Raw genomic sequence first — 14,505 nt, 5'->3', positions numbered from 1 at the left:
TTTTATTGCAAAGAAAGCAGATTATACGACGGAAGGAATGAACGATATGCAATTCGATGGAATTAAGACAGATTATGACGTATTAAATCACGGCTTATTAACGAGTGCTGCCGTTTCGAATGCCGAGTTGACAGCAGAGCAGCGAGCGCATTATCTCGATTTATTAAAGCGTTTTGAACATGCAGCAAAGCAGATTAACGATAAATCACTATCGAAGTTAAACGGAGCCGTATTACAAGCGATTTATGCGTCACAGGCGTTTTTAATCGCAGACAATCGTAAGACAAAACGTAATGCCAAACGTGAGTGTATGCGTGCTAGGAAAGTGCTGGAGCGCACAAAGGCGGGTGAGGGTTAATGGCAATCGATTTAAAAGCCGTCTTTCGTGTCCAGGATAACGGAACATCTAAACTCCGTAAGATTATGCAACAGACGGACAAGCTATCGCGTTCAACGCAACAGGTAACTAGGGCATCGGACAATTATCGCAGCGCCCAAAGCCGATTGGGTAGCGTTATGGACCGTACTACAAATGCGAACAAACGATTTTCAACGTCGTTAAGTGGCGTTCGTGTCGGTGCAAGCGGAGCCTCAGCTTCGTTAAGCGGTATGCAATCGGCTTTATTAGGCGTGGTCGGCGCTTACTTATCATTCCATGGCGCTAAATCAGCGTTTGATGCTACGATCGGCTCAGCGGCTCAATACGAGCAATCAAGTACGATTATTTCCGCTATGATGAATGACGCGGATAAGTACCAAAAGTATTTAAAAATGATCGACGATATTGCGATTGATAGTCCGCTATTAAACAGCTCCGATATGACAGCTGGAAGTAAAGGCTTATTGACGATGACTAACGATTTATCTCAGCTGCAAAAGGCGTGGAATACTATCGAGAAATTAAACGCCGTCAATCCATTGCAAGGTGTCGAGGGTGCGGTCTACTCCTTAAAGGCGTTGCAATCCGGGGACGTTGAGAGTATCGTGGATCGTTTCGATTTAAACCGTGCCGACGTTAATCCACTCAAAGGAATGTCGTTTGCGGATCAAATCAAAGGTCTTGATAAGTTACTTGCCAAAATGAACATTACTGAGAAAGTTGTGCGGGACATGGGCAACACGACACTCGGCCAGTGGAACAGTTTAAATGAGCGAGTAAGCACCGTTTTACGTGATATTGGAGAAGCTCCTAACTCGCGCTTAGGCGATTACCTAAAGAAATTAAACGACCGTATATCCAAAATGAAGGTAAATGCGCTGGCAGATAAACTCGGAGGCGTACTCGATTCCATTACGGAAAAGGCAATCGACGTCGTTAAATGGCTTTGGAAATGGCGCGAACCGGTTGCTTACATCGTAGGCGGAGTAACAGCGGCAGCGAGCGCTTTTATGATTATCGGAGCCTTATCGTTGCTTGCAAATCCGTTAGCGTTAATTACTGCCGGTATTGCCGGAGCTGCCGTTGGCTTCAAAGCCTTATACGATAACAGCGAATCGTTTAGAGGCGTTATTGATGGCATAAAAACGAAAGCAATGGAACTATGGAGCGCCTTTAAAACTGGCGGAGCCGGTGGATTGCTCAATAGTCTGTTTGGCGATGGAATGGCGGAGAAGGTTGCCGGTATCGTTGATAAAGTTAAGACGAAGTTCGGCGAGTTGCAAGGCGGATTCTCAATCGTGAAAACGGCGCTTGCCAATGGGTGGACCGTTATTTCCGATATATTTTCGAAAGCCTGGACGCTTATACAGCCGATTTTATCCGGATTATTGTCGATGTTAAAAGTCGTTGGCGACTATGCCTCTATCGCATTTAACAACATCATCGCACCGGCGATTAATTTCGTAATTCAGCTATTTTCAACGCTTTGGGCGCTTGCTAAGCCGATTTTAACGATGATTGGCGGACTATTCGAGGTACTAGGCGCAGTCGTTACGGTAGTTTGGAAGAATATTTTAGCTCCGTTAATGGAGTTCGTTACTACTGCATTTTCGAATGCGTTTAATAACCTTAGCGGAGTGCTTGAAATAGCAGCCGGTTGGTTCGATACGTTAGGACGTTGGGCTAATACGGCTAAAGGCTACCTGAGCGATTTCGCAAGCGTTATTGCCGGAATTAAGTTACCGGATTGGGTAACGAGTGGCATTAGTACAGTTGTCACTACGGTAGGTAATGCGATCGGCGCCGGTACTGCTAAATCGCATTATCACGGGCTAGATAACGTTCCTTATGACGGGTACAATGCACGTTTACACAAAGGCGAGCGCGTATTAACGGCTCAGGAAAATAAGGAATACTCGGGCAAAGGCGGTATAAATGCCGGAGGTATCACAGTCAATGTCAGCGGTGTAACGATTAATAGCGACTCAGATATAGATAAAATCGCTCACCAATTGGCTCTACGACTTGAAACGGAGATGTTTGGACTTGGTATTTAAACCGACACATGATAAAGAAGGCAGCGGAGCGGGTCGTGTATTATCAATTATGAGGACAGTAGGTTATAATCCTGGCGGCAAATTAGATATTGCGGAAGTAACTAGCGAGTACCCGGAGTTTAGGATTCGATTACTCGGAGATATTGGCGAGATTCCCGACGAAGGCTTAATCTGCAATCCGGACTTATTTCAGCATACAGAAACGGTCAAGTTTGACGGAAGAACTAGCACGATTGAATATCCGAACAAGTTAGTTAAAGGCGCTAAAGTGTTCGTATTTGATCCGGAACACGGGCAGTTAGTTTACGTATTAACAATGGCAGAATGACGAAAAGACCGGACATTAGAATAATAACGAAGAAACGGGCGTTCCTTACATGGATCGTCCGCCTTTTTTATGCCTATTTTCGGCTAACCGCTAATGTACGAATCTAGCGGACACTATATAGAAGAAACTCCGATTTAGGCACCGGAATATGCTAGCGATTTCTAGCGGTTTGAGAGCGATTTAACAGCGTTAGTAGAGGTAAGTATATGAGCGAATTTCTCATCGATTGGATTTCCGATTTCGTCCGATTTTAGAGCGTTGCATCCTTCATAGTTCGGCAGAATTAACGGCTAGACGTCCTAAATACGTGCGTGCCTCAAACGCTTTGAGACTTTACATTACGTTACATTACGCAGCTATCTACGTAGGGCATTACGTTTGCATATAATAGAAGGAAGTCGTAATTATTACGGTTTAGATGGCGTTATTGGCGGTAATGTAAAGTAATACATATACGGGTACTCTACGCTATACAGCGGCACGCGATGCTTGGCGGAGACGACAGTCTAAAACTCAGGGGGTCAGTAATCGGATTGTCGCGGATAAACTTTAAAAACGGTATCAAAACTTAAAAGTTTCGTACCGATTCGTTGACTACCGTATTACCGCATGTTACAATGGTATCAATATTCGGTATCATTAAGGGGCGGTAAATATGACTAAATACGGTTATGCTCGGGTATCAACGCAAGGGCAGGATTTAAAGGCGCAAGTTGAGACGTTAAAGGCGGAAGGCTGCGAAGTTATCTATAGTGAAAAGTTTACGGGTACAACGAAGGATCGACCGGAATTTAAGGCGGTATTAGACATAGTACAGTCGGGTGATACGTTAGTAGTGACTAAGCTAGACCGCTTTGCTCGTAGCGCCGAGGACGCTATACACGTCATTAAGCAGCTACATACGCAGGGTGTCCGTGTGCATATACTCAACATGGGAATGGTCGATAATACTGCGACAGGTAAGCTATTACTGACGGTGCTTGCTGGCTTTGCCGAATTTGAACGCGATATGATTGTAGAACGATTAAACGAAGGTAAAGCGATAGCAAAGCAGCGTGAAGGTTATCGAGAAGGACGTAAGCCAAAGTATACTAAGGCGCAGTTAGACCATGCGATGAAACTAAAGGAAACTCATAGCTTCACGCAAGTTGTGGCGTTAACTAACATACCAATTGCAACGCTTAAACGTGAAAGTGCAAAACGTAAAGCTAACGCGATCATCAGCGAGTAACATCGTTGGTGGTCGCTTTTTTTCGTTCCCCCCCAAGCCTACCTCCTCGAACTCGCTCGCCTGCTGCCGAATAAATTTACGCACTAAATTTTCACTCAGGAGGGTTAGAAAATAAGAAAGGGTAATAGTTATAGGGGAAATTTGCGCTGTTTTTCCTTTATACCACGAAGAATAGATTGAATATAGGACTACCTTATGTAAAAATGTGTATATTAATTAACAAAAAGAATTGAATACTTTTTGTTTAAAATAATTTTGTTAGGAGGAGAATAATACCGTGAATAACCCAAATCGGAATGAAGTAATGTATCGAAGAAAAGAAAATAGATATTCAAAATGGGCAATAGTAATATCATGTGTTTCACTATTAAGCTCAATTATTTCTATTAGTTATACAATATATAAAGATGTTGAAAGATCAAGAGAAAATATTTATTTTGCAATAAATTCAAACTATAATGGTGATTTTGATACTCATTTAATCTCAACAAAAATACCTAACTTTGAATATGACGGAGAAATACTAGGGATTTTGCCAGTAAATTATGAAATAATGCTAGCAAATAATGGAGAGAATACTGTTTCAATTTTTTCATATGATTTATGGCAATTAGACAATCAAAAACCTATTCAATTTTCATACTTAAATAATGGGCTTTATGAAAAGAACGAATTATTAGAATTACCAATAACTATAGAACCAGGAAAAAGTAGAAAAATAACAATTAAATTAGGAATTCAGGTTAAAGATTTTGTTTATAATATATTAAAAGAGGAATTTAAAGAAGGTGAGTCGATTAATTTTAATAGGATACAGGAAACTCTTCTCAGTAAAAATACAGACTTATTTGGTAATAAAGTTGAAAAAAATACTAATAATTTATATTCAACTGATTTAAAAAATGAAAATACATATAAACTCAGCTTTACAACTTCAAAAGGGACAACATTTGAAAAGTATTTTAATACTCATTCAGTGGAGTACTAAAATGTTTTAAATTAAATATCTATCACTCAATCAGAGTGATTAGTTATTTGTTGAGTATAATGATAATAGATTAATTAATTTTCAACAATCGGACGCTTAAGTTAAATAGCTTTGATCTCATTCGAGGTGGTCTTTATGACGTTTACCCAGGAAGTACCCTAACGTAAAACTGACGTAGCCTTAACAAAATTTCCGCTACAATTTTTCAAAACTAGCTAGCTGGATAGTCTTTTGCAGAATCGATCTGAGAAGCTTCGAGTTTAGGCAAAGCGGTTAATTGGTCAATTATAGTGTTTGGGATGACGCATAATTAACGCATATAATAAGTAGAAACTCAATTATTCTTTAATTTTACCGTTTAAAAACAAGGTACGCAATTCCTTATATTTATTATTTGAATTTGCGAGTATCGTCGGATTTCTAGACCGCTATAACTTCGCTAAAATAGCGGATAAGAAGGCGAGGTGAAACGATATGTGTGACGTATACTACACTACTAAAATGTTAAAGGACGAATATGGCGTTTCAGAATCTACGAGTAAGAAAATAGCGGGACGTGCTTCAAAATATATCGTTAATTTTGGCGATAAAGTGGATCGAGCATGGCGATTTAATTTCCGGGAATTAGCGTTTATATTATCGGTTGTGACGTTTAATAAGAAATTAACCGAGGATGAATCGTTTATTCGAAATATCGATTTATTTTATGGTATCGATTGCAAACGCTCAAATCATCGGTTATAATCGGAACAACTAGTAGTTATGAAGGCGGTCATCTATACGTAATCAATGACCGTTCTAGGCTACGCAAATTGAATGTTGATTAACTCCGACTACTTAACGGTCGGGGGTTCGAATTCCTACTGGGACGTATCAAGGTTCAGAAAGAATAAGTTTGAACCAACTGAAAAGCGCTTCAAATCCTATGTATCAAGGGTTTGGAGCGCTTTTCCTTTTTCTGAGAAACCGTTAGAAACCGATAGGAATGAAAAGTTTCTACACATTTTCTACACAAGAATGGTTTGCAGAATGCGGTATTTTGTTATGTATTAAACATTAATTTAAAGCAATGCAGTAACTTTTAATTCTAGCTACGATAATAAAAAAGTCTAGTGTGATTGTTACAACACCAGCAATACGAATTTATTTGGGTATTTATTTATTCAACAAAACCAGCTAATAGTTGACAATATTTTCCAAACGAATATAGAAGAATGTTTCTATGTCATTATAAACGCTTGCGTGCAAAATCATTATTTTGCTATTAAAGAATTAAGTGAAAAGGAATCTTTTTCGACTAATTAATTAAAGGCCTTCTTTTCTTTCTTAAGTCTCTTAGAATTTAGAGCCCAAGTCGTGTAACATATTTTTTCATATGGGTCCTAAATAAAGCATAGGGAGTAATTTCAAAATTTTTGTTTTATTAAAAAAACTATCGCAATCTATATAAATATCAGTTAAAGTATTTAAAACTAATATAATTATAAAATTTTCAGATTAATTATGTCAGTAATTAAATTTATTAAGGAGTAAAAAATGAATTTATCAGTGAAGTGGAAGATTATTGGAATTGTTATTGTCATCGCTATTTTAGGTTTTGGTACATTAGCAACGGTGAGTACCGTCATCATTTCCAGTAAGACAGAGGAAACTGTAATAAATCAGAGTGAAACCATCGTCCAACAACTTTCGACAAATGTACAAACCGTTCTCGACAATTTCGGACGGTCATTACAAATGATTGCCCAATCGGATGAAATCGAAAACTATTATGAAAACAATACCGCCTTATTTGATGATGCGGATTCTCAATTACGAAAAGATTTTCAAACGTATTTAGGTACATTTTCTAATACATCGGGTATTTATACAGCAGACGCAGAAGGGGTCATGTATGAGCCACACTTTGATGAGGTGAAAGATATTAATGCGACGACAAGGCCTTGGTATACACTTGGCATGGAGAATCCTGATGTTGTCAGTTGGACCGAGCCATATCTAGATGCTGCAACAGGAGAATTCACGATTACAGGTGTAACGGGTATTAAAGTCGGCAATGAGGTTGTTGGTGTTCTGGCATCGGATATTTTGCTAACGGACTTAACACAAATGGTTGCTGCTATGGATCTTGGTTATAATGGATTTGGCATGATATTTGATAGTAAGGGATTGGCAATTGCTCATCCGGATTTAGCTGGTGAAGATTTATCGGAAAATAGTTATATTGAGAAGTTGTTACATAAGAAAGACCCTATGATTTTAAATGAATCCATCAATGGTGTTGATTCAATTATTATATCCAATCATATACCGGGTGTTGATTGGACCGTGGCAGCACAGTATGAACAGTCAAATCTGAATAAAACAGCCAATGAAATAAGAGATATAATTATCTTAATTACGATTGCGATTTTAGCCATTACTTTTATTGTGCTATTCATCTTTATTTCACGTGTTATCAAGCCTCTTTATATACTTGGTACACTAATGGGGAATGTAGCAGAAGGGGACTTAACGGTTCATATTGATGTCAAGGCAAAGGATGAAATTGGTCGATTGGCGCACCATTTTAATTCGATGATTGGCGAAATGAAAAAAATTATTGGTGTTGTGAAAACTTCAGCTGATCAAGTTGATGAACGTTCACAACATTTAAGTGCAATGGCAGAAGAAACGAGTGCTTCTTCTTTACAAGTTTCGAAATCAGTCGGAGAAATTGCTATAAGCACAGTTAGTACCTCTGAACAAGCCGATATTGTAACAGAACAATCAGCAAGCCTAGGCGATAAAATTGAAAATATGAAATCTTTATCCAGCAAGGTTGAAGAATCTACTAGTGAGGCTGCTACCCTTAATCAAGAAGGACGCAAGCACATGGACGATTTATTACAAAGCTTCTCAGGAAACCAGCTAGAACTAGAAGAAATGACGCATGTCCTTTCCAAGCTTGAAGCCCAGACGATTTCTATTAGTTCCATTATGGATACAATTTCATCTATTTCCGCTCAAACGAATTTATTAGCTTTAAATGCTTCCATTGAAGCCGCGCGTGCTGGGGAACATGGTAAAGGATTTGCAGTAGTAGCAGAAGAAGTCCGTAAGTTGGCCGAACAATCAGCTAATGCTACGGAAACCGTGAAAATGACGATTACTGAGCTTCAAAATTATTCGAATCAAGTAATTGTACCCATGAATAAAATGAAAGAATCATTTAATGAATCAAATGAAGTGGTTAATAAAACGAGCGAAATGTTCGCACAGCTCACGGAATTAATTGATCATGTGAATGAATCATTTATTTCGGTTCACTCTGAAATTGAAAGTGTTGATAGATACAAAGACCGTGTAATTGAAACAATTGAGGAAATGTCTATGAACTCTCAAAATTCGGCTGCAGCATGCGAAGAAGTTAGCGCGGCTACAGATGATCAATTACACGCTATTCAATCGGTAGCTGAGGCGTCTCAGGAATTAAATCAGTTAAGCGCTGATTTAGCGGTTGCCGTTAACCGTTTTAAAGCTTAGAAAATTTTGGTAATATAAAAAGCATCGGGTGTTTCTTTAATACCCGATGTTTTTTAATGAAATTTAATTCATTGACATGGGGTATCCAAAGGAAACAATCGATTTCTTGCAATTAAAGACATTGCCCGTTCCGTCAGTTATAGCAAGCTTAGATATATTCCCATACGGTAATTCATACAAGTACATTGGAATCAATGCTGATATACCCGCTTATATTGACGAGTTCTATCTTGTAAATGGCGCTGCTTGCGATCATTTCGGTTATCGTGACCCAAATGAGGGCATGAAGCAATATTTAGATAAAGCGGTAAATCTCGCTGTCCGTACAAATCAATAGAACTCATTCCCAAACATTGTATTTACTGCTCATGCTAGTTCTCCAGAGGACATCCATACAGCCCTCTTATTACAAGAGGCTGTTGAGGGCGCTCAATTTGTCACACTCGAAAAAATGTCGATAACTAGGTATTAAACTAAATGAAATCATATACACACCGATTTCCTTTATCGTCAATTACAGAGAAACAATGAAAAACGAGAATTTAATTTAGGTAATACGTATACATCAGCGTTAACCGGTGGTACAGGTCACGACTTTGAACATAAGGAATTTGTCTTTACCTTTGAAAAACTGCATCCGGATGCTGAAACTTTAATATTCACCCCATTCTTCCAATTGATGGAGGCTGACGAAATTGATGAAAATGGCGTTAAAATTTTTAGAGATAATACCATTCTATAAAGGAAATAATAGAGCTTGAGGATATTATTGTAGATATTCAACAAAAATAATAAGGCACCGCACTTATTGTGAAAAACAACTAAAAACATAAACTGCACTCCAATTGTTAATACACTTAATAATTGGAGGTACAGTTCAGACACAAAAATAAAGTCGTTAAACTTCATAAAGGGGTGAACCCCCTTATCCAACAATCGGGCGCGATTCTTCAATAAGAAAATCGCGTTTTTCAGTTAAAGGGCCATATTGTTGAATAACAATCTATTAAAAAATGTTACCTAACGATGCTTTCGGTGCGTTATAAAAAGTGGTAAAATTTTCTTGGTGAAGTTAATTAAGGAGGTCTCATATTGATGAATAATAAAATTACAAAGGTGTTTACAATTACTCTGGTATTATCTTCAATAATGATTTTTACAACATTATCAAGTGGTAAATCTGTTGCCATAAATGATAACGACAAAAAGATGGATACCTCGGATTTGATTATACCAACTAAGGAAGATGTTTTAAGAAACGGCTACCCAATAAATGAGAGTGGGCAAACATACGGTCCTGAATATGGACTGGAACCTGGACCAGATTTACAGTTGGCTGAAGGGGCTAAGGGTGTAAGAGGATATGTCTATCGTGAAAAGGGCGCATCGTCTCTAAGTGAGGCATTAGAATACACACCCCCGAAATCAGCTCCATTATTTTTGCATGATGGCAAAACGATTATAGGAACATTTTATTATGATCCAGCAGATAATCCATAAGTTTTTGAAAAGTGCTATCGTGTAAATCAATACTATTATTACACATAGCACTTTTTAATTCTTTAAAAAAAATTATTTATTACAGGGAGGAAAAAGTGTGAAGCGTTTTAATGTGTTAAATTTATTAATTACTGCAATTTTAGTTGTTTGTGCAACAATGTTTAGTTTTCACGGGGGAGTTTAGGCAGCAAGTTCAACAGGTTTAAAAAAGTATGTTAGAACTCTTTAATAAAGGCGTTCAGTAAAAGAATTAAAATTCCTAATACAACACAAATATCAACAATGACTATACCAATTTTGTTATTATTTTTTTCTTCCTTACGCTGTTGTTTTATTTCCCTATATAAACCTTGCACTTTTCTTTGCATTTGAATTTTATCCTGTTTAATTTTGCTCAATCATTTCTCCTCCTTTAATTACTAATTTATACTGATTTAACAGTGTTATTGTCGCTAAAATAATATTTCTAGAAGACTTTCCTGTATTCCTTTAAATGTGCTCAAAGCGGTGTTAAGTAAAGTATAACCTTACCAAACCATCATTTGATAACATCTTTGTTTAACTTTGTAAATGTATAAATCTGATTACCCTTATTCAACAATCGGGCGCTATTCTTCAATAAGAAGATCGCGTTTTTCAGTTAAAGGGCCAGATTGTTGAGGAAGGCTCTTAAGTAATCCTGTAAAATAGTATTGTAAAGAAGTACACTTTAACTTACAAAACTGTACAGAAGAAGGATGGGGAAATATTGAAATGGATTAAATTTTCATTATATTTTATAGCAGCATTACTTTCCCTCATTGCTTTATTATCAAACATTCGGCTAGGTAAAATAATAAAGACGGAACAAAATGAAGAAATGATTAGAAATAAAGTGAGAAATAGCACAAGTGTAATGATTGTGGTAATAATAATTGCAATAATTCTTTATTCAATTGCTGTGTTCTTATAAATTTATTGACCTAATAAAATTGTGAGTCTTTTCACTAATGGGGTGCTTTAGATAAATAATGGTATTCAACAATCTGGCGCGTTTATTGAGAAACGCGTCTTTTGTATATGACATTAATCGAACAAGAAGAATGTCAATATTGTCAAAAAGATCGACAAAACGAAGATCGTATGTTTTATAATAGTAGTAACAAGAACTGGAGGTGTAATATTTGAGGCCTGAACTAAAAAGGGAATTGGATATACAAGATTTCCGTAGTTTTTATTGGTTAAAAGAGGAATTACAAACTTTTTGTAGAGAGAACGGGTTGAGTGCCTCTGGTTCTAAAATTGATATTACGGATAGAATAGCAGAATTTCTTCAAACAGGAGAAATACAAAAGCCACTGAAAAAAAGAAAGTCTCCTACAAATGAAGCAATATTAACAGATCTAAATTTAGATACAGTAATAACGGAAAATCACCGTTGTAGTCAAACTGTAAGGGTCTTCTTCAAGTTAGAAATTCCTAAATTTCATTTTTCTACTTATATTCAAAATTATTTTAGAGAAAATGTAGGAAAAACATATCGTGATGTTGTAAATGCATGGTATGAAGAGCAGGAAAGAAAAAAAGACCCGTCGTATAAGAAACAGATAGGCTCACAATTTGAATACAATCAGTTTATAAGAGACTATTTCGCAGATCCAAAAAACAAAGGTAATCATCGAGAAGATGCAATTAAAGCTTGGTATGTAATAAAAAAACTACCAGGTAGCAACAAATACAAAGGCTAAATTACATATGTTGTTATGATAGATCTATTCAGCAATCGGGCGCGTTTGTTGAAGTAGCAACTTTATCTTAAAAGCTTTCAACTTGATCAATGTTTTTCAAAATGATGCTTTTGTGCTGTCATTAAATCATGTTTGCAGCACCATCTTAATCAATTTTCTTTACAAAGCAACAACTTAAAGAGTTCAAACATATTTGATATATAAAATATGTTTGAACTCTTTAAGCCTCTTTTCAAAAATCCCACCAGTCGTTTTGGCATCGATTAATGGGACATCTCTTATAAATTATTTTAATGGAACCCAAATTTCTGAATAGCAATCTGGACTGAATGGATCATCTTCTGTATACATTTCGAACTCTGGTGTACCTGCATGTTGATATCCGTTAGCAGGGAACCATTCAGAAAAAATTTGTTTCCAAACTTTTGTCATTGCATCAGGCATTGGACCATGTACTTCAAAAACACCCCATTTAGAAGCTGGAAGTTCGATTAATTCAAATCCTTCTTTAACGTCACCTGTATAGTCTGTAGCAACCCAATAGTCAATTTTCTCATTAGGTTTTGCTACACATATACCAAGAACTCCTTTAATTTGTCCATTATTAATTTGTGCTAGCTTGTCAGTAGTACCATCACCATTTAATTCATCCCACATTTTAGGAATTCCGATTAAATTGCCATTATTCTCAAGTAAAAATTCTTTTTTTATACCTATTGCTTGGAAGCCTTCACGTTCTACGATTTGATATTTCATTGGTTCTGCCCCTCTCAATCTCACCTCTATTACAAGGCGGTTATATGATTTGATCTTTCCAATATTTTTCCTGACGTCACTTGGTGAAACCTCATGCTGACGCCTAAAGGCTTTTGAAAAAGCCTCGGGAGTGTCATAGCCGTACTTAAATGCAAGGTCTATAATCTTACTGTCTGTTCTTTTTAACTCGTCTGCTGCCAAAGTCAATCTTCTTCGCCGAATATATTCACCTACTGAAATCTCTGTTAATAATCCAAATGTTCGTTGAAAATTGAATGCAGAAGAGTTTGCTTCATTTGCAATGTCCACTATCGAAAGATCTTTTAATAAATTTTCTTCGATATAATTAATTGCTTTTTGTAAAGATTCTAACCAAGCTGACATGCTTTTTCCTCCTTAATTAAATAGTAAAATTTTTTCACTTTAAATACCTGTCAATAAATGCTCTGTTCTGTCAGGATATATTTCTATAAATAATTTTATCGTTTAATTCACCAAAATAAATCATAAAAGTTATATTGAAATTAATTTTTTAAGCAATGTGTAAAAATAATCTACTAGCTTTTGACTGGTGGGCAATACTTACGAGTGAGATTGTTAAATAATGTACTAAAACTATCAGAGTAAGTTAGTTGAACAAGGGAAATCTAAATGCTTGGGGAAATAGGATAGAAAAGAAGGCGATGAAGATAAGGGAAAAATATGTAGATTGGGGACGAAAGAATGAAAAGGACAGTAATTGGAGGTTTTATAATGTTAGGGGGATTATTTACTACATTAACTAAAATTGTGGTGGCATCAATATATATTCCCAGCATGACTAGTTGGTCTGGTTCACAGTTGTGGTATGCAATTTTTGGGGGAAAGCAATATGGAAATGAAGTTGTTCAAAGTTTATTCCTAGGCTTCCCATTTGTTGTAGGATTGTTGTTGTCAGTTTTGGGGCTAGCAATCTTAGTAATGGAGTATTTTGACAAGTCCTTTTTTTAGTGAGTTTTTTACTAACGGAGTGCTTTAGCTGAATAACGATGTTCAACAAGCGGGCGCAATTCAGTAACAAGAATCAGCGCTCGCTTTCATTTGTTGAGGTAAATAAATCAAATTATATATAATGTATTTAAGATTTTGAAAGATTACACTAAAACTATCGTTCTGGTTTTTTGAACAAGAACGAGGAGGTAACATATGAAAATTGTTTTATTAGGAATAGCAATTATACTTTTTGGTATTGCCATTATATCGGCGTATAGTTCAACGGGACTTGGATATTCAAGTGGAACAAAAATAGGATTTGGAATTTCTTTTTTAGGGTTATTGATTTCAATAGGTGGGTGCTTTTTTAAATGCGAAAAATAATTCTTACTGTACTAAAAGAGGTGTTAGTACAGTAATGGATAATCGGGCGCTTTTCCTGCACGAGGAGCAACTGGAGACTTATTAGGGGAATATAAAAGAGTTAATAAAATTTGATATTAAATTCTTACCGAATACAATTTAAAAAAAGAAGGAATATACATATAGGAGCTGAAAGTTATGCCTGTCTATAATAAATTGGTAAGAGATAAAATTTTAGAGATTATCGAATCAGATGGATTAGCGTATAATGCTCGAATACTTGATTCAAGTGAGCTATTAAAGGAAGTTAAGGCGAAAATGATTGAAGAAGCTAAAGAGTTTCATGCTTCAGAAACTTCTAATGAAAGCATAGAAGAATTAGCAGATGTATTAGAATTAATACATACAGCTCTTACTACATTGGGTGTGACTTATGAAGAGCTAAATGAAGTACGGTTGCAAAAAAAGGTGAAACGTGGTGGTTTTGAAAAAGCTATTTACTTGGTTGATACAGAGGATAGGTAGGTAATCGGTGATCTTCTTCAAATGGATGAACCGCCTTATACAACAATCGGGCGCGTTTGTGGAGTAATGCAAGTAGAAAATGCTCAAACTTTTTTATAAAAACCAAACGTAAAGATGCTAAAAAGAATCCATTTTGCTCAAACTTTATTTCAAA

At 36.4% G+C, this 14,505-nt stretch carries 15 protein-coding genes; 13 read left to right on the top strand and 2 right to left on the bottom strand.

Annotated features, from left to right (window positions below; genetic code table 11):
• The first annotated feature begins 46 nt into the window (after positions 1-46).
• The 8 genes from CBM15_RS09950 to CBM15_RS09905 all read left to right on the top strand — a co-directional run bounded on the left by CBM15_RS09950 (position 47) and on the right by CBM15_RS09905 (position 10,008).
• The gene (locus CBM15_RS09950) at positions 47-358 is read left to right on the top strand and encodes a hypothetical protein (RefSeq protein ID WP_087617372.1); all 312 of its coding nucleotides are present in this window, start codon (positions 47-49) and stop codon (positions 356-358) included.
• Positions 358-2,436, top strand: coding sequence for a phage tail protein (locus tag CBM15_RS09945; RefSeq protein WP_087617371.1), 2,079 nt, complete (start codon positions 358-360; stop codon positions 2,434-2,436). Before CBM15_RS09950 ends, CBM15_RS09945 begins: the two co-directional genes overlap by 1 nt.
• Positions 2,426-2,764, top strand: a complete 339-nt coding sequence (locus CBM15_RS09940; protein WP_087617370.1) for a DUF2577 family protein — start codon at positions 2,426-2,428, stop codon at positions 2,762-2,764. Before CBM15_RS09945 ends, CBM15_RS09940 begins: the two co-directional genes overlap by 11 nt.
• Positions 2,765-3,419: 655 nt before the next feature.
• The gene (locus CBM15_RS09935; protein WP_087617369.1) at positions 3,420-3,995 is read left to right on the top strand and encodes a recombinase family protein; all 576 of its coding nucleotides are present in this window, start codon (positions 3,420-3,422) and stop codon (positions 3,993-3,995) included.
• 277 nt (positions 3,996-4,272) lie between these two features.
• Entirely contained in the window at positions 4,273-4,983 is a 711-nt protein-coding gene (locus tag CBM15_RS09930) for a hypothetical protein (protein ID WP_087617368.1), read from the top strand.
• 474 nt (positions 4,984-5,457) lie between these two features.
• Positions 5,458-5,727, top strand: coding sequence for a hypothetical protein (locus tag CBM15_RS09925; protein ID WP_087617367.1), 270 nt, complete (start codon positions 5,458-5,460; stop codon positions 5,725-5,727).
• Between the two features lie 792 nt (positions 5,728-6,519).
• Positions 6,520-8,508 (top strand): methyl-accepting chemotaxis protein, encoded by a 1,989-nt coding sequence (locus CBM15_RS09920; protein WP_087617366.1) that lies wholly within the window; start codon positions 6,520-6,522, stop codon positions 8,506-8,508.
• Between the two features lie 1,095 nt (positions 8,509-9,603).
• The gene (locus CBM15_RS09905; protein ID WP_239534658.1) at positions 9,604-10,008 is read left to right on the top strand and encodes a hypothetical protein; all 405 of its coding nucleotides are present in this window, start codon (positions 9,604-9,606) and stop codon (positions 10,006-10,008) included.
• 215 nt (positions 10,009-10,223) lie between these two features.
• Here CBM15_RS09905 and CBM15_RS09900 read toward each other — a convergent pair whose 3' ends face one another.
• Positions 10,224-10,406, bottom strand: a complete 183-nt coding sequence (locus tag CBM15_RS09900; RefSeq protein WP_087617363.1) for a hypothetical protein — start codon at positions 10,404-10,406, stop codon at positions 10,224-10,226.
• Between the two features lie 350 nt (positions 10,407-10,756).
• On the opposite strand from CBM15_RS09900, the gene CBM15_RS09895 reads away from it, so the two are divergent.
• Together CBM15_RS09895 and CBM15_RS09890 are read left to right on the top strand one after the other, a co-directional pair.
• Positions 10,757-10,960 (top strand): hypothetical protein, encoded by a 204-nt coding sequence (locus tag CBM15_RS09895; RefSeq protein ID WP_087617362.1) that lies wholly within the window; start codon positions 10,757-10,759, stop codon positions 10,958-10,960.
• Between the two features lie 211 nt (positions 10,961-11,171).
• Positions 11,172-11,735, top strand: a complete 564-nt coding sequence (locus tag CBM15_RS09890; protein ID WP_087617361.1) for a DUF6434 domain-containing protein — start codon at positions 11,172-11,174, stop codon at positions 11,733-11,735.
• Between the two features lie 285 nt (positions 11,736-12,020).
• On the opposite strand, the gene CBM15_RS09885 is transcribed toward CBM15_RS09890, so the two are convergent.
• Entirely contained in the window at positions 12,021-12,875 is an 855-nt protein-coding gene (locus CBM15_RS09885; RefSeq protein ID WP_087617360.1) for an effector binding domain-containing protein, read from the bottom strand.
• 339 nt (positions 12,876-13,214) lie between these two features.
• Here CBM15_RS09885 and CBM15_RS09880 point away from each other — a divergent pair, with 339 nt between their 5' ends.
• From CBM15_RS09880 to CBM15_RS09875, 3 genes are all read left to right on the top strand, one after another.
• Positions 13,215-13,481 carry a hypothetical protein gene (locus CBM15_RS09880; protein ID WP_140405561.1) on the top strand — a complete coding sequence of 89 codons (267 nt, stop codon included), beginning with the start codon at positions 13,215-13,217 and terminating at the stop codon, positions 13,479-13,481.
• 195 nt (positions 13,482-13,676) lie between these two features.
• Positions 13,677-13,847, top strand: a complete 171-nt coding sequence (locus CBM15_RS19365; protein WP_193433779.1) for a hypothetical protein — start codon at positions 13,677-13,679, stop codon at positions 13,845-13,847.
• A gap of 177 nt (positions 13,848-14,024) precedes the next feature.
• A complete protein-coding gene (locus tag CBM15_RS09875; protein ID WP_087617358.1) occupies positions 14,025-14,351 on the top strand; it encodes a nucleoside triphosphate pyrophosphohydrolase in 327 nt (108 codons plus the stop codon).
• Positions 14,352-14,505 lie beyond the last annotated feature (154 nt).

Source organism: Solibacillus kalamii (assembly GCF_002174535.1).
Classification (GTDB): domain Bacteria; phylum Bacillota; class Bacilli; order Bacillales_A; family Planococcaceae; genus Solibacillus; species Solibacillus silvestris.
The sequence above is the reverse complement of the archived record's forward strand: the minus strand, read 5'-3'. Positions and strand labels throughout refer to the sequence as shown.